Annotated in this window: 19 protein-coding genes; 8 read left to right on the top strand and 11 right to left on the bottom strand. The window is 67.7% G+C overall.

The window, feature by feature from the left end; genetic code table 11:
• Nucleotides 1-24 precede the first annotated feature (24 nt).
• A complete protein-coding gene (gene ihfA / locus QLQ83_RS13450) occupies nt 25-327 on the top strand; it encodes an integration host factor subunit alpha (RefSeq protein WP_282736162.1) in 303 nt (100 codons plus the stop codon).
• A gap of 70 nt (nt 328-397) precedes the next feature.
• Here the strand turns inward: ihfA and QLQ83_RS13445 are convergent, their stop codons facing one another.
• Entirely contained in the window at nt 398-607 is a 210-nt protein-coding gene (locus QLQ83_RS13445) for a DUF2788 domain-containing protein (RefSeq protein WP_282736028.1), read from the bottom strand.
• A gap of 134 nt (nt 608-741) precedes the next feature.
• Between QLQ83_RS13445 and QLQ83_RS13440 the strand changes: the two genes are divergently transcribed.
• Entirely contained in the window at nt 742-1,206 is a 465-nt protein-coding gene (locus tag QLQ83_RS13440; RefSeq protein ID WP_282736027.1) for a flavodoxin, read from the top strand.
• 1 nt (nt 1,207) lies between these two features.
• The gene (locus tag QLQ83_RS13435) at nt 1,208-1,573 is read left to right on the top strand and encodes a hypothetical protein (RefSeq protein ID WP_282736026.1); all 366 of its coding nucleotides are present in this window, start codon (nt 1,208-1,210) and stop codon (nt 1,571-1,573) included.
• A 161-nt stretch (nt 1,574-1,734) separates the two neighbouring features.
• Here the strand turns inward: QLQ83_RS13435 and ppnN are convergent, their stop codons facing one another.
• On the bottom strand, nt 1,735-3,096 hold the full coding sequence (ppnN, locus tag QLQ83_RS13430) for a nucleotide 5'-monophosphate nucleosidase PpnN (RefSeq protein WP_282736025.1): 1,362 nt from the start codon (nt 3,094-3,096) through the stop codon (nt 1,735-1,737).
• 141 nt (nt 3,097-3,237) lie between these two features.
• Here ppnN and QLQ83_RS13425 point away from each other — a divergent pair, with 141 nt between their 5' ends.
• Nucleotides 3,238-4,155 (top strand): LysR family transcriptional regulator, encoded by a 918-nt coding sequence (locus QLQ83_RS13425; protein WP_282736024.1) that lies wholly within the window; start codon nt 3,238-3,240, stop codon nt 4,153-4,155.
• 74 nt (nt 4,156-4,229) lie between these two features.
• Here the strand turns inward: QLQ83_RS13425 and gcvP are convergent, their stop codons facing one another.
• Nucleotides 4,230-7,133 (bottom strand): aminomethyl-transferring glycine dehydrogenase, encoded by a 2,904-nt coding sequence (gcvP, locus tag QLQ83_RS13420; RefSeq protein WP_282736023.1) that lies wholly within the window; start codon nt 7,131-7,133, stop codon nt 4,230-4,232.
• A gap of 146 nt (nt 7,134-7,279) precedes the next feature.
• Complete coding sequence (gene gcvH, locus QLQ83_RS13415; RefSeq protein WP_282736022.1) at nt 7,280-7,672, bottom strand: glycine cleavage system protein GcvH; 393 nt, start codon at nt 7,670-7,672, stop codon at nt 7,280-7,282.
• Nucleotides 7,673-8,183: 511 nt separating this feature from the next.
• On the opposite strand from gcvH, the gene QLQ83_RS13410 reads away from it, so the two are divergent.
• Entirely contained in the window at nt 8,184-9,590 is a 1,407-nt protein-coding gene (locus QLQ83_RS13410; RefSeq protein WP_282736021.1) for an alanine/glycine:cation symporter family protein, read from the top strand.
• Between the two features lie 76 nt (nt 9,591-9,666).
• Nucleotides 9,667-10,776 carry a glycine cleavage system aminomethyltransferase GcvT gene (gene gcvT / locus QLQ83_RS13405; protein ID WP_282736020.1) on the top strand — a complete coding sequence of 370 codons (1,110 nt, stop codon included), beginning with the start codon at nt 9,667-9,669 and terminating at the stop codon, nt 10,774-10,776.
• 104 nt (nt 10,777-10,880) lie between these two features.
• On the opposite strand, the gene QLQ83_RS13400 is transcribed toward gcvT, so the two are convergent.
• The 6 genes from QLQ83_RS13400 to QLQ83_RS13375 all read right to left on the bottom strand — a co-directional run bounded on the left by QLQ83_RS13400 (nt 10,881) and on the right by QLQ83_RS13375 (nt 16,111).
• Nucleotides 10,881-11,510, bottom strand: coding sequence for an alpha-ketoglutarate-dependent dioxygenase AlkB family protein (locus tag QLQ83_RS13400; protein WP_282736019.1), 630 nt, complete (start codon nt 11,508-11,510; stop codon nt 10,881-10,883).
• A 46-nt stretch (nt 11,511-11,556) separates the two neighbouring features.
• On the bottom strand, nt 11,557-12,099 hold the full coding sequence (locus QLQ83_RS13395) for a phosphatase PAP2 family protein (protein WP_282736018.1): 543 nt from the start codon (nt 12,097-12,099) through the stop codon (nt 11,557-11,559).
• On the bottom strand, nt 12,071-13,231 hold the full coding sequence (locus QLQ83_RS13390) for a glycosyltransferase family 4 protein (protein ID WP_282736017.1): 1,161 nt from the start codon (nt 13,229-13,231) through the stop codon (nt 12,071-12,073). Before QLQ83_RS13390 ends, QLQ83_RS13395 begins: the two co-directional genes overlap by 29 nt.
• Nucleotides 13,232-13,370: 139 nt before the next feature.
• The gene (locus QLQ83_RS13385) at nt 13,371-14,315 is read right to left on the bottom strand and encodes a M23 family metallopeptidase (RefSeq protein WP_282736016.1); all 945 of its coding nucleotides are present in this window, start codon (nt 14,313-14,315) and stop codon (nt 13,371-13,373) included.
• A complete protein-coding gene (locus QLQ83_RS13380) occupies nt 14,261-15,133 on the bottom strand; it encodes an acyltransferase (RefSeq protein ID WP_282736015.1) in 873 nt (290 codons plus the stop codon). The genes QLQ83_RS13385 and QLQ83_RS13380 overlap by 55 nt, the downstream gene beginning before the upstream one ends.
• A gap of 72 nt (nt 15,134-15,205) precedes the next feature.
• Nucleotides 15,206-16,111, bottom strand: a complete 906-nt coding sequence (locus QLQ83_RS13375) for a LysR family transcriptional regulator (RefSeq protein ID WP_282736014.1) — start codon at nt 16,109-16,111, stop codon at nt 15,206-15,208.
• A 147-nt stretch (nt 16,112-16,258) separates the two neighbouring features.
• On the opposite strand from QLQ83_RS13375, the gene QLQ83_RS13370 reads away from it, so the two are divergent.
• Both QLQ83_RS13370 and QLQ83_RS13365 read left to right on the top strand, forming a co-directional pair.
• On the top strand, nt 16,259-16,960 hold the full coding sequence (locus QLQ83_RS13370; RefSeq protein ID WP_282736013.1) for a CoA transferase subunit A: 702 nt from the start codon (nt 16,259-16,261) through the stop codon (nt 16,958-16,960).
• 83 nt (nt 16,961-17,043) lie between these two features.
• Nucleotides 17,044-17,706 carry a CoA transferase subunit B gene (locus QLQ83_RS13365; RefSeq protein ID WP_282736012.1) on the top strand — a complete coding sequence of 221 codons (663 nt, stop codon included), beginning with the start codon at nt 17,044-17,046 and terminating at the stop codon, nt 17,704-17,706.
• A gap of 182 nt (nt 17,707-17,888) precedes the next feature.
• Here the strand turns inward: QLQ83_RS13365 and QLQ83_RS13360 are convergent, their stop codons facing one another.
• The gene (locus tag QLQ83_RS13360; protein ID WP_282736011.1) at nt 17,889-18,656 is read right to left on the bottom strand and encodes a VOC family protein; all 768 of its coding nucleotides are present in this window, start codon (nt 18,654-18,656) and stop codon (nt 17,889-17,891) included.
• Between the last annotated feature and the right edge of the window lie 25 nt (nt 18,657-18,681).

Genomic DNA, 18,681 nt, shown 5'->3' with positions numbered 1-18,681 from the left:
GACCAGCGCCATGAGGACGACAACATGGGTGCGTTGACCAAGGCGGAACTGGCCGAACATCTGCACGCGGAATTGGGCCTCTCCAAGCGCGAGGCGAAGTCCATGGTGGAGGCCTTCTTCGAGGAGATACGCGGCTGCCTTCGCGAGAACGAGCAGGTCAAGCTCTCGGGCTTCGGCAACTTCGACCTGCGCGACAAGCGTGAACGACCCGGTCGCAACCCCAAGACCGGCGAGGAGATCCCGATCTCGGCGCGGCGGGTGGTCACCTTCCGGCCCGGCCAGAAGCTCAAGAGCCAGGTCGAGGGGTACCGCGGCGAGTCCCACTGACCCCCTTGCCGTCCATCAAGAACGCCACTCCGCGGAGTGGCGTTTTTCGTCGACGGTGCCCGGCGTCTCGTCACACGCCGTTGCCGTTCTCCAGCATCCAGGTGATGACCACCTTCAGGACATAGCCCAGCATCCCGGCACCCAGCACCACGAACAGCATGATGGTGCCGAAGCGGCCGGCCTGGGACTTCTTCGCCAGGTCCCAGATGATGAAGCACATGAAGAGGATCAGGCCGCCGATCATGAACGGTGTGATCCAGGTCTCGAAGGTCTGCTGCATGATGCCTCCGTGCATGCCTCAGGGAAATCCGACCATTATACTCGGGCTTAGGCGGCACTGCAGGCCCCAGGGCGTGGCCCCATGCCGCACCCCCATGTTAATATCCGACCGAAATCCTCAGGTAAATCCATGACATGCCCATGCTCAAGATCTTCGTAGGTACCATGTATGGCGGTGCCCTGGACGTCGCCGAGCAGGTCAAGCCGCTGTTCGAGGAGGCCGGGTACGAGGTGGCCATCTTCGACCAGCCGACCCTCGACGACCTCATCGGCTCGCCCACCGACCTGGCGCTGTTCTGCGTCTCGACCACCGGCAGCGGCGACCTGCCCGGCAACATCGTGCCCTTCGCCCGGGACCTCGAGGAGCAGAGTCCCGGCCTCGCCGGACTCCGTTACGGCCTCATCGCCCTGGGCGACAGCTCCTACGGCGACACCTTCTGTGGCGCGGGGCGCTATCTTGACGAGCTGCTCGAGGGACAGGGGGCACAGCGCCTCGGTGAGCGCCTCGAGGTGGATGCCATGGAGACCTTCATGGCGGACGACGAGGCCCTGCCCTGGGTCGAACAGTGGATCGATGTCCAGCAGCTGAAGGTGGCCTGACGTGGGGGCGACGCCGACAGCGGAGCGCCTCAGCCTGCTGCTGGGGCTCGGGACGTTGATGCTGGCGACCTTGCCACGCTACCTGGCCGGAGGGCACGAGACGCGGCTGTCGCTGATGCTGATGGCACTGGCGGTGGTGGCCGTGGTGAGCGTACTGCAGTGGCGGCTGCTCCCGGGCGAGGCGCGCTCGCGCCTTCCCGCGCTGTTGCGTCGACTGGGGCTCTGCCTGGGCGTGGGGCTGATCGTGATGGCGGCCTGGCACGCCCTGACCAGTGACTTCTTCGGCTGGGAACTGCTGCTCTCTCACGGCGCCACGCTGGGGCTGCTGCTGCATGCCCTGGGGCTGTGGGTCAGGGTGCCTCGCTGAACTCGGCCCCAGCTACAAGGTTCAAGGAGCAAGTCACAAGGAAACCCTACAAAGACAGCCTTGTAGCCTGTCAGAGTGTGGGCGCACAGTACTTGCCCCTTGCCCCTTGCCCCTTGCCCCTTGTTCCTTGTTCCTTGTTCCTTGTTCCTTGTTCCTTGTTCCTAGCCCAGCGTATAGCAGGGCACGTAGTCCCCGGCGAGCTTCATGCGGCCCTGATCGACGAAGGAGGCGAGCAGCTCGTCGAGGCGGGCCATCAGCTCCGGTTCGGCGTGCAGGCGGAAGGGGCCATGGGCCTCGATCGCGCGGATACCCTTCTCCTTGACGTTGCCGGCGACGATGCCCGAGAAGGCGCGGCGCAGATTGGCGGCCAGTTCGTGGACCGGCTGCTCCTGGTGGAGTGCCAGGCCGGCCATGGCCTCGTGGGTGGGCTCGAAGGGCTCCTGGAAGTCCCGGGCCACGGTGAGTCGCCAGTTGTAGTAGAAGGCGTCCTGGCGGCTGCGGCGATACTCGGTCACCGCGTCGATGTTTTTGCGCATGGTGCGGGCGACCTCGACGGCGTCGTCGACGACAATGCGGTAGAGCCGGCGCACCTCCTCGCCCAGGGTGTAGACCAGGAACTCGTCGATGCGCCTGAAATAGTCGGCAGAGTCGGCGGGCCCGGTAAGGATCACCGGCAGCGCCATGTCGGCATTGTCCGGGTGCAGCAGGATCCCCAGCAGGTAGAGGATCTCCTCGGCAGTGCCCACGCCGCCCGGGAAGACGATGATGCCGTGGCCCAGGCGCACGAACGCCTCGAGGCGTTTCTCGATGTCGGGCATCACCACCAGCTCGTTGACGATGGGGTTGGGCGCCTCGGCAGCGATGATGCCGGGCTCCGAGACCCCCAGGTAGCGTCCCTGGGTGCGACGCTGCTTGGCATGGGCCACGTTGGCGCCCTTCATGGGCCCCTTCATGGCGCCGGGGCCGCAGCCGGTGCAGATGTCCAGCTCACGAAGCCCCAGGTGGTAGCCGACGGACTTGGTGTAGTCGTACTCCTCGCGGGAGATAGAGTGGCCGCCCCAGCAGACGACCAGGCTGGGGTCGCGTCCCGGCTTGAGGGTCCCGGCCTTGCGCAGGATATGGAAGACCGCGTTGGTGGTGCCCTCGGCGGTCCGCAGGTCGAAACGGTGGCGGGTCTGGATCTCGTTGTAGACGTAGACGATGTCGCGCAGCACCGCGGAGAGGTGCTCGCGGATGCCGCGGATCATCTTGCCGTCGACGAAGGCCTCGGCGGGGGCGTTGGTAATCTTGAGGCGAACCCCGCGGTCCTGCTGCAGCACCTCGATGTCGAAGTCCCGATAGGTCTCGAGCAGGGCCAGGCCATCATCGGTGGGATTGCCGCAGTTGAGTACCGCCAACGAACAGTTACGCAGCAGCTCGTGCAGGCCGCTCCGGGAGGTATCGTGGAGGCGCTCGACCTCCTGCTGGGAGAGAATCTCGAGGCTGCCTTCCGGCGAGATGGTGGTGGAAATGGTGTCGGGCATGCTTGGCGTTCCCTGTCGTCATGGCGGCATTGCTCGTCCTGCGATGCTACCACGCCGCGCCTCGGCCGGGCATCGCTGCGGCCCCTGCGGCGAACTGGTAGAATCCGTGCTGCCAGGCCATCGCCCGCCACGTGACGCCCCATGTTCAACGCCCGATACTTCCGCACCTTCATCACCCTGGTCGAGACCGGCAGCTTCACGCGCACCGCCCGCCGCCTGGAGATGACCCAGCCCGGGGTCAGCCAGCACGTGCGCAAGCTCGAGGAGTACCTCGGCAAGCCGCTGCTGGATCGCCAGGGGAGGCGTTTCGTCCTCACCGAGACCGGCCGGCGGGCCTACGACTACGCGCTCAAGCTGTTCGCCGAGCACGAGCAGTTCCGCCACTCCCTGGACGATGACAGCCTGGACAGCGGCGAGTGCCGCCTCGCCTCGCCGGGGAGCGTCGGCCTGATGCTCTATCCCTTCATCCTCGGCCAGCAGCAGATGCAGCCCGGTCTCACGGTGAGCTACAGCTTCGCCTTCAACGGCGAGATCGTCGCCGACGTGCTGGGAGGCCGTCATGACCTGGGGATCATCACCGAGGCCGTGCGCCATCCCGACCTCGACTGCGAGCCCTGGCACCAGGAGCCGCTCTGCCTGGTGGTGCCGGCGGACTTCGCCGGCAATGGCCTGGCCGACCTGATGGGGATCGGCTTCATCAGCTACTCGGGTGGGGAGGATCACGCCGGGGCCCTGCTGAAGGCCAACTTTCCCGACTTCCGCTCCATGAGCCACTTCCGGCGCCAGGGCTTTACCAACGAGGTGAGCATGGTGCTGGATGCCGTGGCGCGCGGGCTCGGCTTCACCGTGGTCTCCCGAGTGGTGCTGGAGACCTCGCCCTGGCAGCGACAGGTCAAGGAGCTCTCTCTGAACCAGCCGGTCCACGAGACCCTGCATCTGGTCATGCGTGCCGGCGAGCAGATGCCACGGCGCTACGTGCGGCTGCTCGAGGGCTATCGCGAGCAGCGCCGTCACGAACGCTTCGGTTTCGGCGAGGGGCCGGAACGCCAGGAGGCCTGAACGCAGCAGGCCCCGCTGGGGGCGGGGCCTGTGCAATGCGTTGGTGCATGCGGGCAATGCGGCGTGCCCGTCAGTCACGTCGTTCCGTCGCGGTACTCGTCGATGCTCGGGCAGGAGCAGATCAGCTGCCGGTCGCCGAAGACGTTGTCGACCCGGTTGACCGCCGGCCAGTATTTGGCGGCCTTGACCGCCTCGGAAGGGAAGGCGCCGAGCTCTCGGGAGTAGGGGCGTTCCCAGGCGTCGTCCATCAGGTCGGCCATGGTGTGCGGGGCGTTGACCAGGGGGTTGTCGTCCGCCGGCCAGTCGCCGCGCTGCACGGAGGCGATCTCCTCGCGAATGGCGATCATGGCGTCGCAGAAGCGGTCGATCTCGTAGCGCGACTCCGATTCGGTGGGCTCGATCATCAGCGTGCCGGGTACCGGGAAGGACATGGTCGGGGCGTGGAAGCCGTAGTCCATCAGGCGCTTGGCGATGTCTTCCTCGCTGATGCCCGACTCGGCCTTGAGCGGGCGGATGTCGATGATGCACTCGTGGGCCACGGTACCGTTGCGCCCCTTGTAGAGCACCGGGTAGTGGCGCTCCAGGCGCGCCGCGACGTAGTTGGCGTTGAGGATCGCCAGCTCGGTGGCCTCACGCAGGCCACGGGCCCCCATCATCTTGATGTAGGCCCAGGAGATCGGCAGGATCGAGGCCGAGCCGAAGGGCGCGGCCGAGACCGCCCCACAGCTTGCCTCGACGCCGTCCAGTGGCGTCACCACATGGTTGGAGACGAAGGGGGCCAGGTGGGCCTTGACCCCGATCGGCCCCATCCCCGGGCCGCCGCCGCCGTGGGGAATGCAGAAGGTCTTGTGCAGGTTGAGGTGGCTGACGTCGCCGCCGAAGTCGCCGGGGCGGGTCAGGCCCACCTGGGCATTCATGTTGGCGCCGTCGATGTACACCTGGCCGCCGTGGGCATGCACGAGGTCGCACACCTCGCGCACGCTCTCCTCGAAGACCCCGTGGGTGGAGGGATAGGTGATCATGATCGCCGAGAGGGCGTCACGGTGCTGCTCGGCCTTGGCGCGCAGGTCCTCGAGGTCGATGTTGCCGTCGCTGTCGCACTCCACCACCACCACCTTCATCCGCGCCATGGCGGCGGAGGCCGGGTTGGTGCCGTGGGCGGAGCTCGGGATCAGGCAGACATCGCGGTGCCCCTCGCCCTGGGCAGCCTGATAGCGGCGGATCGCCACCAGGCCGGCGTACTCGCCCTGGGCGCCGGAGTTGGGCTGCATGGAGATATGGTCGTAGCCGGTGACCTCCACCAGGAAGGCGGCCAGCTCGTCGATCATCTGCCGGTAGCCCGCCACCTGGTCACGGGGCGCGAAGGGGTGGATGCGCGCAAACTCCGGCCAGGTGATGGGGATCATCTCGCTGGTCGCGTTGAGCTTCATGGTGCAGGAGCCCAGCGGGATCATGGCGTGGGCCAGCGACAGGTCCTTGTTCTCCAGGCGCTTGAGGTAGCGCAGCATCTCCGTCTCGCTTTGGTAGCGGCGGAAGGTCGGGTGGGTCAGGAAGTCCGACTGGCGACGGCAGGCCGCCGGGATGCCGGTGAGTCCCTCTGCCAGCACCCGGTCGTCGAGCTCGCGCACCGAGAGGCCGTGCTCCTCGCCGAGCAGCACGTCGAACAGCACGTCCACATCATGGGCGGTGGTGGTCTCGTCGAGGCTCAGGCCCACGTCGCCATTGGCGAAGTAGCGCAGGTTGAGGTCGTGGGTCATGGCCCGGCCATGGAGCTTGCCGGCGTCCACGCCGGTCAGGCGCAGTGTGTCGAACCAGCTGTCATGGGCCAGGGAGATGCCCTTGGCCTTGAGCCCCTCGGCGAGGATCGTGGTCAGGCGGTGGATGCGCGAGGCGATGGTGGTGAGCCCCTTGGCGCCATGGTAGACGGCGTAGAAGCCGGCGATGTTGGCAAGCAGCGCCTGAGCGGTGCAGATGTTGGAGGTGGCCTTCTCGCGGCGGATGTGCTGCTCGCGGGTCTGCATGGCCATGCGCAGCGCGGTGTTGCCGCGGCTGTCCCGCGAGACGCCGATGATGCGGCCAGGGATCGAGCGCTTGAGCTTGTCCGTGGTGGCGAAGAAGGCGGCATGCGGGCCACCGTAGCCCATGGGCACGCCGAAGCGCTGCGAGGAGCCCACCACCATGTCGGCGCCGATGGCCCCTGGCTCCTTGAGCAGCACCAGGCCCATGATGTCGGCGACCACGCAGGTCATCACGCCGCGCTCGCGGGCCGCGGTAACCAGCGGCGCCAGGTCACGGACCTGACCGCTGTCACCCGGGTACTGCAGCAGGGCACCGAAGACCTCATGGTCGGCGAGTTCCTCGGCCGGGGCCACCACCAGCTCGAAGCCGAACCAGGCAGCGCGGGTGCGCACCACGTCGAGGGTCTGGGGGAAGACGTCCTCGGCGACGAAGAAGGTGTCGCTCTTCGCCTTCTTGTTGGCGCGTTTGCACAGCGCCATGGCCTCGGCGGCGGCCGTCGCCTCATCGAGCAGCGAGGCGTTGGCCAGTTCCATGCCGGTGAGGTCCATGACCATCTGCTGGAAGTTCAGCAGGCCTTCCAGCCGACCCTGGGAGATCTCCGGCTGGTAGGGGGTGTAGGCGGTGTACCAGCCGGGGTTCTCCAGCACGTTGCGCTGGATCACGGTCGGCAGATGGGTGTCGTAGTAGCCTTGGCCGATGTAGCTCTTGACGACCCGGTTCTGGCGGGCCAGGCGCTGCAGGTAGTCCAGGGCCTCGGCCTCGCTCTTCGGCGGATCCAGGTCCAGCTCACGCCCCAGCCGGATGCCGGCGGGAACGGTCGCCTCGATCATCGAGGGCAGGTTCTCCATGCCCAGGGTAGTGAGCATGCCGTCCACGTCGGCGCCGGCCGGTCCGTTGTGGCGCTGGAGGAAGGCATCGTGAGCGGCCAGATCGGCCAGGCGGCGGTTGTCGAAAGCCATGGAACACCCTGTGTGCGTGACGGGGCCTCGCCCCGGGGATCGTCGAAGGGGGCCGGCCCCGTCAGGGACGAGGCCGGGCGTGGCGCCCGTCGCGCCAGCGGCCGGCACGATCCGGCCGGTCCCGACGGGGGCGCCAGGGGCGAGGATCACTCCTCGGCGGCGGCCATTGCCTGGTAGGCGTCGGCGTCGAGCAGGTCGTCGAGCACGCTGGCGTCCTCGAGGCGTACCTTCATGATCCAGCCATCCTCGTAGGGCGACTCGTTGACGGTCTCGGGGGCATCCTCGAGCGTCTCGTTGACCTCGAGGATCTCGCCGGCCACCGGTGCGTAGAGGTCGGAAGCGGCCTTCACCGATTCGATGACGCCGAACTCGTCGCCCACGGCCAGGGTACGGCCCACGTCGGGCAGCTCGACGAAGACCACGTCGCCCAGCGCCTCCTGGGCATGGTCGGTGATGCCGATGGTCACGGTGCCGTCGCCATTGTCGAGGACCCATTCATGGCTTTCGGCATAGCGCAGGTTGGCGGGGATAGAGCTCATCGTGATTTCCTATACGAAAAAGGTTTTCGGATCCGCGAATGCTAACGCCATTGGCAGCATTTGGCGAGTCCTCCCGGCGGGTCGGTTCGGCGTCTGGCGCTCCTCGACCCGTTCACAGGTTGGTTCGCCGCAGCCGGTTCGTCCAGTACCGGCCCCGCAGGAGGAACGGCTGCTGCCCGGCGTGGACCAGGACGGCGGGATCCAGGCTGAGAGAGAGGCGGACGGGTGATGCCAGGCGTCATCCTCTTGCTCCCAGGCGTTGCCGACAGTAGGCTTGCCGCGTTTCCGATCGGAAACAGGCGGCGTCATCCTGCGCGGTGCCGCTGTGGTGTCTCCCCCGGCTCATCGGGCTGGTGCATCAGTGGCAGGATCCGCTATCGTGAAGGCGTTCGTCCTGTCGATCTTTCGTCGAAGCCTGGCCCGGCCATGCCATTTCGTCTTTCCCGAGGTCAGGCGAGCCCGGAAGCGCATGGCGGGTCACAACAACAAGCGTGAATTAAGGGAGACTCTCGTGGAAACCTTGAACAGTATCTTCGGTGCCATCAATGGCGTGGTATGGGGGCCATTGATGCTCATCCTGCTGCTGGGGGTGGGCCTCTACCTGCAGCTCGGCCTGAAGCTGATGCCGATCCGCAAGCTCGGCACCGGCTTCAAGCTGATGTGGCAGGGGCGTGACAAGAAACCCGAGCCGGGCAAGAAGGCCGAGAAGCTCGAAGACGGTGAGATCTCGCCCTTCAATGCCTTGATGACGGCGCTCTCCGCCACCATCGGGACCGGCAACATCGCCGGGGTGGCCACCGCCATCGCCCTGGGTGGCCCGGGGGCGGTGTTCTGGATGTGGATCACGGCCCTGGTGGGCATGGCGACGAAGTTCGCCGAGGCGGTGCTGGCGGTGCGTTACCGCGAGACCGACAGCACCGGCTACCATGTCGGCGGCCCGATGTTCTACATCAAGAACGGACTGGGCAAGAAGTGGCTGTGGCTGGGCGGTGCCTTCGCCTTCTTCGGCGCCGTGGCGGCCTTCGGCATCGGTAACACCGTGCAGTCGAACTCCGTGGCGGATGCCCTGGACTCCACCTTCGGCCTGCCGCACTGGATCACCGGGGTGGTGATCATGGTGCTGGCCGGGGCCGTGATCCTCGGCGGCATCAAGCGTATCGCCAAGGTGGCGGGCAAGCTGGTGCCGGTCATGGGCATCCTCTACGTGCTGGCCGGCCTGGTCGTGCTGGCGATCAACGCCGGCCAGATCGGTGAGGCGTTCAGCATGATCTTCTACTACGCCTTCAACCCGCATGCGGCCATGGGCGGCTTCGCCGGCGCGGCGGTGATGGCGGCGATCCGCTTCGGTGTGGCCCGCGGCATCTTCTCCAACGAGGCTGGCCTGGGTAGCGCACCCATCGCCCACGCCGCGGCCCAGACCAAGAACCCGGTTCGCCAGGGCCTGATCGCCATGCTGGGTACCTTCATCGACACCATCATCGTCTGCTCCATCACCGCGCTGGTCATCCTGACCGCGGGTGTCTGGGAGACCGGGGAGGCCGGGGCGTCGCTGACCGCGCTCTCCTTCGACGAGGCCCTGCCCGGCATGGGCAACCAGATCGTGTCGCTGGCGCTGGCGGTGTTCGCCTTCACCACCATCCTGGGCTGGTCCTTCTACGGGGAGAAGTGCTTCCAGTTCCTGTTCGGTACCCGATCGATCATGCTCTACCGGGTGCTGTTCGTGCTGGCAATCCCGCTGGGTGCCATGGCCCAGCTGGGCTTCATCTGGCTGATGGCCGACACCTTCAATGCCATGATGGCCATCCCCAACCTGATCGCCCTGGCGCTGCTGTCGCCGGTGGTCTTCAAGCTGGCCCGTGACTACTTCGACGGCAAGGAGATCCTGCCGGGCGAGGAACTGGACCACGACAAATCCTGAGGGTGCGTCACGCCGGAGAGGTGTCCCGAGGGGCACCTCTCTTGCGTTGGCCCCCCAAGCCATGAGTGGTGACGACATGAGTGAACTCAAGCATACCCCCCTGCACGCCCTGCACGTGGAACTGGGGGGCAAGATGGTGCCCTTCGCCGGCTACGACATGCCGGTGCAGTATCCGCTGGGGGTCAAGCGCGAGCATGAGCATACCCGCCGCGCCTGTGGGCTCTTCGATGTCTCCCATATGGGGCAGATCCTGCTGCGGGGCCCGCGGCCGGCCGAGGCGCTGGAGACCCTGGTGCCGGCGGACATCGTCGGGCTGGCCGAGGGCATGCAGCGCTACGCGCTGTTCACCGCCGAGGAGGGCGGCATCCTCGATGACCTGATGGTGGTCAATGGCGGGGATCACCTCTACCTGGTGGTCAACGCCGCCTGCCGGGAACAGGACATCGCCCACCTGCGTCGCGGCCTGCCCGACCACGAGGTCGAGGTGGTCGACCGGGGCCTGCTGGCGCTGCAGGGACCGGCGGCGGCGGAGGTGATGCAGCGCCTGTGCCCCGAGGCCTGCGAGATGGTCTTCATGCAGCATGGCCACTTCACCATCGAGGGCATCGACGTCTGGGTCAGCCGCAGCGGCTACACTGGCGAGGACGGCTTCGAGATGTCGGTGGCCGCCGAGCAGACCGAGGCCCTGGCGCGTCGCCTGCTGGGGGAAGAGGAGGTCGAGGCGATCGGCCTGGGGGCCCGTGACTCGCTGCGCCTCGAGGCGGGCCTGTGCCTCTATGGCCACGATATCGACACCGAGACGACGCCGGTGGAAGCGGGACTGATTTGGGCCATCGGCAAGCCTCGCCGGCGCGGGGGCGAGCGTGCCGGTGGTTTCCCCGGCGCCGACCTGATCCTGCATCAGGTGGCCGAGAAGGACCATCGCCGCAAGCGGGTCGGGCTGCTCGGCGAGGGCCGCGCCCCGGTGCGCGAGGGGGCCGAGCTCTATGATGCCGAGGATAACCGGCTGGGCCGCGTGACCTCGGGAGGCTTCGGCCCCAGCGTCGGGCGGCCGGTGTCGATGGGCTACGTGGCCATCGAGGCCAGCGAGGTCGGCACCACGGTGTATGCCGAGGTGCGCGGCAAGCGCCTGCCGATGACGGTGACCAGGATGCCCTTCGTCACGCCCGGCTACCATCGGGGTTGATGCCCGCCTTTTTATACCGTTATCTATCGAGCCTCCCTCAGCGGCCATCCCGATCCGGGGTGGCCGTTCTGCCGTAAGGAGCGTCCATCAAGGACGGCAGGGTGTCAGACAGGTGACGCCGCCAGATGAACCCGGCGGAAGGTCAGGCTGATACGCAACCCGGGCAACCGGCGCGGCAGCAGGGCATGCTGCAGTTGGCCCTGCACGCCGGCCCCCATCAGCAGCAGGCTGTCATGGTGCAGCCAGACGTTGAAGGCCGCATGCGAGCGATCCTTCCAGCGGAAGCGCAGCGGCCGTTCGCTGCCCAGGCTCACCGCGGCGATCAGCGGGTCCGGGCCAAGCTCGGGTTCGTCGTCGCTGTGCCAGCCCATGCGCTCCTCGCCGCCGGCATAGCGATTGAGCAGCACGCTGTTGAAGCGGGCCGCGAGGCCGGCATCGGCCAGGCGCCCGATCACGGCCGCGTGGAGGGTCGAGACCGCGGGATGCCAGGGCTCGGGCAGGAAGTCCCGGCCCGAATAGCGGTAGCGGGCGTCGAGGTCGCCCATCCAGAGCTGGCGGCGCGGGATCGGATGCTCGCGTCCGTAGAGACGCAGGGTAGGTCGCTGCCACGCCAGCGCCTGGTCGAGCTCGTTCAGCAGCCGGGTTGCGGTCGGCTCGCCGAGCAGGCCGGTGAAGAGGGTCAGGGACGGCGAGTCGAGCAGGGGCTCGCCCGGCAGGGTGGGGGGAGAGGTCATGACGTCAGGATGCCAGCCCGAGCCGCTGGCGGCCAATGGTGTCCTGTCAGCCGGCCAGCTGCAGGCTGGCCAGGGCAAAGCCCAGCCCGAGAAGGGCACCGGCCGCCACATCGCTGATGTAGTGCAGCCCCAGGCCCACCCGCGACACGGCAATCAGCAGGGCGACGGGAACCAGCCCCGGCAGCAGCCAGGGGGCATGGGCGGCGGTCAGGGAGCAGAACAGCACCGCATGCATGGTATGGCCGCTGGGAAAGCTGTAGCGGTCCCTTGCGGGCTCGCTGCAGCGGATGATGCCGCTGAAGGTGATGAAGGGGCGCTCGCGACACAGGCGGGTCTTCAGCACCCGGTAGATCCCGATGGCCAGCAGGGCCGTCGCGGTGTATTGCACCACCCGCTGACCGCCACCGGCGGGGTGGAGCAGCGGCTGGGCGAGGATCAGTCCGACCCAGAGCGGCCAGTCCCCCAGCCTGCTGGCCAGCCGCAGCAGGGCCAGCCAGGGCGGGTGGACGTTGAACCCAGCCAGGCGCTGGCAGAGCTGCCACTCGATGAGGTCGAGACGTTCAAACACGGCAGGAGGCTGCGGCTTCATCGTGGTGCTCCCGTGGTTGGGCCAGGGTGGCGAGGAAGGTATCGGCAATCGCCGACCAGCGGTACCTCAGGGCGCGCTCCCTGGCGGCGCGACCCAGGCGGGCATAGCGGGCAGGCTGCTGGCAGAGGGTCGCGGCGGCTTCCCGGAAGCCGGCCTCGTCGCCCACCGGCAGGCTGATGCCGGTGAGGTCGTCATCTATCAGCTCGGCGCCGGCGGCATGGCGGAAGGCCACCACGGCCAGGCCGCTGGCCATGGCCTCGAGCACCACATTGCCCCAGGTCTCGGAGATCGAGGGAAAGACGAAGAGGTCGGCACTGGCGTAATGGCGTACCAGGCTTTCCCGGTCGATGAAGCCGGTGAAATGGGCCTGGGGCAGGGCACGCTGCAGCGCGGCGCGCCCCGGGCCGTCGCCGACCACCACCAGGCTGATGTCCGGGCGGGCGGCAAGCATCGCCGTGAAGGTGTCGCGCAGCAGGTCGAGGTTCTTCTCCGCGGCGAGGCGTCCCACGTGCAGCGCCACCGGACGATGGGCATCGCTGCCCCAGGCGGCGCGCAGCACCGTGTCACGATGGGCCGGGGAGAAGCGCTCGCCGTCGATGCCACGGGCCATGACCCGCACGTTGGCAAATCCGCGGCCACCCAGCGCCTCGGCCTGGGCACGGGTCGGCACCAGGGTGGCGGCCGTGCGGTTGTGGAAGTGTCTCAGGCGACGCAGCACCAGCGGCGCCAGCCAGGGCAGCCCGTAGTCGCGGCAGTAGTGGTCGAAGTTGGTGTGCCAGCCGCTGACCACCGGTATGCCCAGCCGCTCGGCAGCGCGCAGGGCCGACCAGCCCAGCGGTCCCTGGGTGGCCAGGTAGACGGCCGTCGGGCGCTGTTGTCGCCACAGGCGCTGGATGGCCGCCGTGGCCGGCAGGCCGATACGCACCTGGCGATAGCCGGGCAGGCCCAGCCCGCGCACCCGGAGCTCCGCCTCCATCCCCTCGGTCCGCGGCGCGGACCCGTTTGCCGGCCGGGGCCGGATCAGCTGAAGGGCCACGCCACGTCGACGCAGTTCCATGCCGAGTTGGCCCAGGGTATGGGCGACGCCGTTGATCTCGGGGGACCAGGTTTCACTGACCAGGCAGATGCGCATGGGGTTCCTCGTGCGGTGGCAGGCCCGGAGGGGGCTGACACCGTCGAGGATGCCGGCTGGCCATGACAGCCGCACGACACGGCGATGAAGGCCGGATGACGGCTGCCCGGCAATTCAACGCAGGGCACCGCCGCCTCCGTCAGCGCAGCACCCGCGCCGGGTCGATGGGCTTGCCGCCATGGCGCATGTCGAAGAGCAGCCGCGGACTGCCATCCTGCTGGCCGACCTCGCACACCGGGGTCCCGCGGGTGACCGCGTCGCCGCTGGCCACCAGCGGCCTCGCGCAGAGGGCATAGACGCTCTGCAGGTTGTCGGCATGGTGGACGATCACCACCTGGCCGAGCTGGCGCATGCTGTCGGCGAACCGTACCTCGCCATCGGCCACGGCACGGGCCCGGCTCCCCCGGCCGGTGGCCAGCAGCATGGGCTGCAAGGTGCCACGCCCATCGGTGCCGAAGGCACGCTCGACCCGGTACTCCTCCAGCGGCCAGGGCCAGCCCCGCGAGGAGGCGGACAGCTTCCCGGGGTCCGGCAGGCGCTTGCTCGGCGGCCGGGCGGCCTGGGGCTTGCCTGATGCCTTGCTGCCGGTGCTTCCCCCTGACGTGTCCGTGGCAGCCGCCTGCCGGCCTCCCAGCGGCACCTGGATCAACTGATCGACCCTCAGGCCGGTGGGTGACAGGCCGGGATTGGCCGCCTGGATCCGGTCGGCGCGGCCGCCGAAGCGCCGCGCGATGGCGCTGTAGGTATCCCCCGGGCGTACCCGGTAGCGATAGGGGCCTCCCGACGGGGCCCGCTCGTCACGTCCGGGGACCAGCAGGCGCTGGCCCACGGCCAGGTGCCGGGCATCGACGCCGGGGTTGAAGCGCTCCAGGCGCACCAGGGGCACCTCGGCGCGACGGGCGATCTCGCCCAGGGTGTCGCCGCGCTGGATGGTGACCCACTCGCCGGCGATCTCCTCGACCGGACGCCCCTCGCCACCGCGCCCGGCGCAGCCGGCCAGCAGCAGCGCCAGGGTGACCAGCAGCAGGGTCAGCGCGATGAGTCGAGACGGTGATCCTTGTCCTGCCACAGGACGTTGAGCCATGACTGGAAGCGTTCCTTGTAGTCCGTGTCGTCGTGATAGTCGCCCTCGAGCATCCAGGCCGGGACCGCCAGGCGGCGGGCCTCCAGCCGCACTCGTCCCTCGCGGCCGCAGAGGAAGCCCCAGAAGCTCGGGTCGGGATTGTCGTAGTGCAGGGTGACATCCAGGATGCCGCCGAGGCGGTCGCCGAGCAGGCTCACCACCTGGGCGATGCCGCCGGCGCGAGGCCTCAGCAGGTGGCGATAGGGAGCGTCCTGGGCGGCATGCTTGGCAGGGGTAAAACGGGTGCCCTCGACGAAGTTGTAGATGGCGATGGGGCGCTCCCGAGCGTGGCGGCACATGCGCTCGGTGGCCTCGCGGTCGCGGCGCGCCAGCTGCGGGTTGCGCTCGCGCTGTTCGCGGGTCAGGCGGCGCAGCATGGGGAACTCCATGGCCCAGAATGCCAGGCCGACGATGGGGATCCAGATCAGCTGGCGCTTGACGAAGAAGTGAGGCATGGGAATGCGCCGATGCAGGGCGAAGAACAGCAGGAAGATGTCGGTCCAGCTGCGATGGTTCGAGAGCACCAGCCACCACTGGTCGCGGGACAGTCCCTCGGGCAGCGCCATCTCCAGCCGCGGCCTCAGCCAGCGACGCATCCACCAGAGGTTGCTGCCCACCCAGTTGAGCGCGACCCAGTTGAGGGCCGTCAGCACCCGGCGGCGCAGCCGACGCCCCGGGGTCACCAGCTTGATCAGGGTGAGCAGGATCAGCGGAACCCCCCAGGCGAGGGTAGTGAGAGTCAGCAGCAGGATGCTGACGAACCCCCTGAGGGTCGGCATGCCTGTCTCCTCGGCCGGATTGACGAGCTGCCCATGCTAATGGATCGACCGCGGACTGCCCAGCCGCCGGGGTCAACGTCCCACGGTGAGGCGAGGGGTGCGGATGGTCTCGGCGAGCACCTCCTGCAGCGCCAGGGCGGCCACCGACAGCTCGTGGTTGTTCCAGGTCAGCACGCCGACGTCGCGTTCGATCACCGGATCCTCGAGGGGCACGCAGACGGCGCCGAGCTCCTGCATCTGGGCAATGCACAGCGACGGGACCGCGCTGACCCCAAGGCCGCTGGCGACCATGCGCCCTACGGTGGCCAGCTGGTGGCACTCGAAGGCGGCGGGAAGCGTCACGCCGCGACTCTGTAGCTGCTGTTCCAGCAGCCGGCGCACCATGGAGGGGCGCTGCAGAGCGATGAAGTCGCGGGTCATCAGTGTCGCCCAGCCGAGCCGTGCCCGCTCGGCCAGACGCGAATCGGCCGGCACCACGGCAACGAAGCGGTCGCGAAACAGCGGGGTGAAGGTGAGGCTACCGGTGGCCTCCGGCTCGAACACCAGCCCCAGCTCGACCTGGCGGGCACGCACCATCTCGATCACCTGCTCGTTGATGACGTCATGTACCGTGACGTTGACCCTCGGATGACGCTGGCGGAAGACGCGCAGGGCGGGGGGCAGCAGGTTGCTGGCAAAGGAGGGCATGGTGGCCACCGCCAGGCGGCCGAGCTGCAGGGTGAAGCGCTGGCGCAACAGCTCCTCGGTGTTGTCCCATTCGGCGATCAGCCGCTTGGCCAGGGGCACCAGCGACTCGCCTTCCGGGGTGAGCCGTACGCTGCGAGTACTGCGGATCAGCAGGCGACCGCCCAGACTCTCCTCGAGCCCCTTGATCGCCAGGCTCAGGGCGGGCTGGGAGAGATGAAGGTGCTCGCAGGCCTGGGTGAAGCTCAGGGTCCGGGCCACGGCGAGGAAGGCGCGAAGCTGCTTGACGGTCATGGCATGCTACCAAGGTCAAATTTATGAGCAAAACGGATCAATCGATAAATAAAACAAACTTAACAAATATATTGGCAGCGGCAACACTGGCCTGACATTCTGCCCACTCACTCCACAACTCACTCCACAACAACGCGAGGCGCCACTATGGCCGGATTCGACAAGCGTGTGTATTCCTACGAAGAGGCAATGGACGGCATCGAGAGCGGCATGACCGTGATCGCCGGCGGCTTCGGTCTCTGCGGCATCCCCGAGAACCTGATCGCCGAGATCAAGCGTCGCGGCGTCAAGGACCTGACGGTATGGTCCAACAACTGCGGCGTCGACGGCTTCGGCCTAGGCCTGCTGCTCGAGGACAAGCAGATCAGCCGGATCCATGCCTCCTACGTCGGCGAGAATGCGCTCTTCGAGCAGCAGATGCTCAATGACGAGATCGAGGTGGTCCTCACCCCCCAGGGCACCCTGGCGGAGAAGATGCGTGCCGGCGGCGCCGGCATCCCGGCCTTCTATACCGCCACCGGCTACGGCACGCCGATCGGCGAAGGCAAGGAGGTGCGCGAGTTCAACGGTCGCCACTATATCCTCGAGGAGTCAGTGGTAGGGGATTTCGCCATCGTCAAGGGCTGGAAGGCCGACCGCTACGGCAACGTCGTGTATCGCGACACCGCCCAGAACTTCAATCCGATGGCCGCCACCGCGGGCAAGATCACCGTGGTCGAGGTCGAGGAGATCGTCGAGCCCGGCGAGCTCAAGCCCGACCAGATCCACACCCCGGGTATCTATGTCGACCGCCTGATCCAGGGCAGCTTCGAGAAGCGCATCGAGAAGCGCACCGTCCGCAAGGGTTGAACGCCCTTCGCGTCCGTGACGCCCGGCAACCAACGCCGGCGCTTCCTGCAACCGCTTCTCCAACGAACACAAGAGGCAACAAGATGGCACTGACTCGCGAACAGATGGCAATGCGCGTGGCGCGCGAACTCGAGGATGGCTTCTACGTCAACCTGGGCATCGGCATCCCGACCCTGGTGGCCAACTATATCCCCGACGGTATCGACGTGATGCTGCAGTCCGAGAACGGCCTGCTGGGCATGGGGCGCTATCCCTCCGAGGAGGAGGTCGACCCGGACATGATCAACGCCGGCAAGGAGACGGTCACCGCCCGTCCGGGCGCGGCGATCTTCTCGTCGGCGGAATCCTTCGCCATGATCCGCGGCGGCCATGTGGACCTGACCGTGCTGGGCGCCTTCGAGGTGGACCAGAACGGCAACATCGCTTCCTGGATGATCCCCGGCAAGCTGATCAAGGGCATGGGCGGCGCCATGGACCTGGTGGCCGGCGCCGAGAACATCATCTGCACCATGACCCACGCCTCCAAGCACGGCGAGTCCAAGCTGCTCGAATCCTGCAACCTGCCGCTGACCGGCGCGGGCTGCATCAACCGGGTGCTGACCGACCTCGCCTACCTGGAGATCAAGGACGGTGCCTTCCACCTCAAGGAACGTGCGCCGGGGGTCTCCGTGGAGGAGATCGAGTCGCTGACCGCGGGCAAGCTGGTAGTGCCCGACCACGTCCCGGAGATGACCTTCGAGGAGTGATCTCCCCGTTGTTGGCAAGGCCTGCGGCCCGGACTGGAGTCCGGGCCGCTTTCGTCAGGGACATCGAAAAATGGCTGTCGAAAAACTGACCATTCCGAGCCAGGCCCTCTGGCATCCCGCCCGGGCGGCCTTCCCCGGGGATGATGCACAGCGTTATCCACAGAATCTGTGGATGACCGGGGTCAGGAGAGCTCGCAGCGGGTGTGGTGGGGCAGCAGGAGCTCGGCGGCACGCTCCTGGTTGGCGATGACCTGCTTCTGGACGAGGGCGAGCCCGCCGAGGCCGACGCGATGCTCGTCGCCCTCGGCGAAGGCCAGTCGCCTCGAGCTGGTGGCATAGAAGCGGTAGTCGAGCAGCGGGGAGACGGGGAAGAGGCCGTGATGGCGGTCGCTGCTGCCGGCGAGGCCCGCCTGGCGCAGCTGGCCGTCGAGTTCGATAATGTCGTGCCCCAGACGTTGGCAGTCGAAGCCGGCGTGATGCATCCGCGGCCCCATCACCGAGAGCCAGCCGGCCAGCGGGTGGGCCATGTGGAGGGCCTGATAGGTGTCCCAGTCGGGCATCGGCCAGGGGCGGCCATGGCAGAGCAGCGCCTGGCTGCGGGCCTCGCGGGAGTCGGCATTGCCGACCAGCTGCTGGAGGCGCTCGCGGGGCTGGCGCGACAGGGTGCCGAGCTGGAGCTCGGCGAGCAGTACCCAGGCGCCGTCATCCGGTGCGGTGAGCAGGGTGGCAAGCAGGCCGCGATCGGCCATGGCGTAGCGCTGATGCGGACGATAGCCGTAGCGCACCAGGGTCGGCAGGAGGGCCTCCATGGCCCAGGGGCCATGGTTCAGCGTCAGGATTGCCAGGTACTCCGCCGGCGCTTCCACGGGCCAGAGCCGTAGTCCGCCCACGTCCGGATGCTGGTGGATATAGTCCAGCCATAGCTGCTGGACGAACTCTTCCCGTTGCATCGTGCCTCGTCCCTCTGTCGTGATG

The organism is Halomonas rhizosphaerae, from assembly GCF_030010555.1.
Taxonomy (GTDB): Bacteria; Pseudomonadota; Gammaproteobacteria; order Pseudomonadales; family Halomonadaceae; genus Halomonas; species Halomonas rhizosphaerae.
The sequence above is the reverse complement of the archived record's forward strand: the minus strand, read 5'-3'. Positions and strand labels throughout refer to the sequence as shown.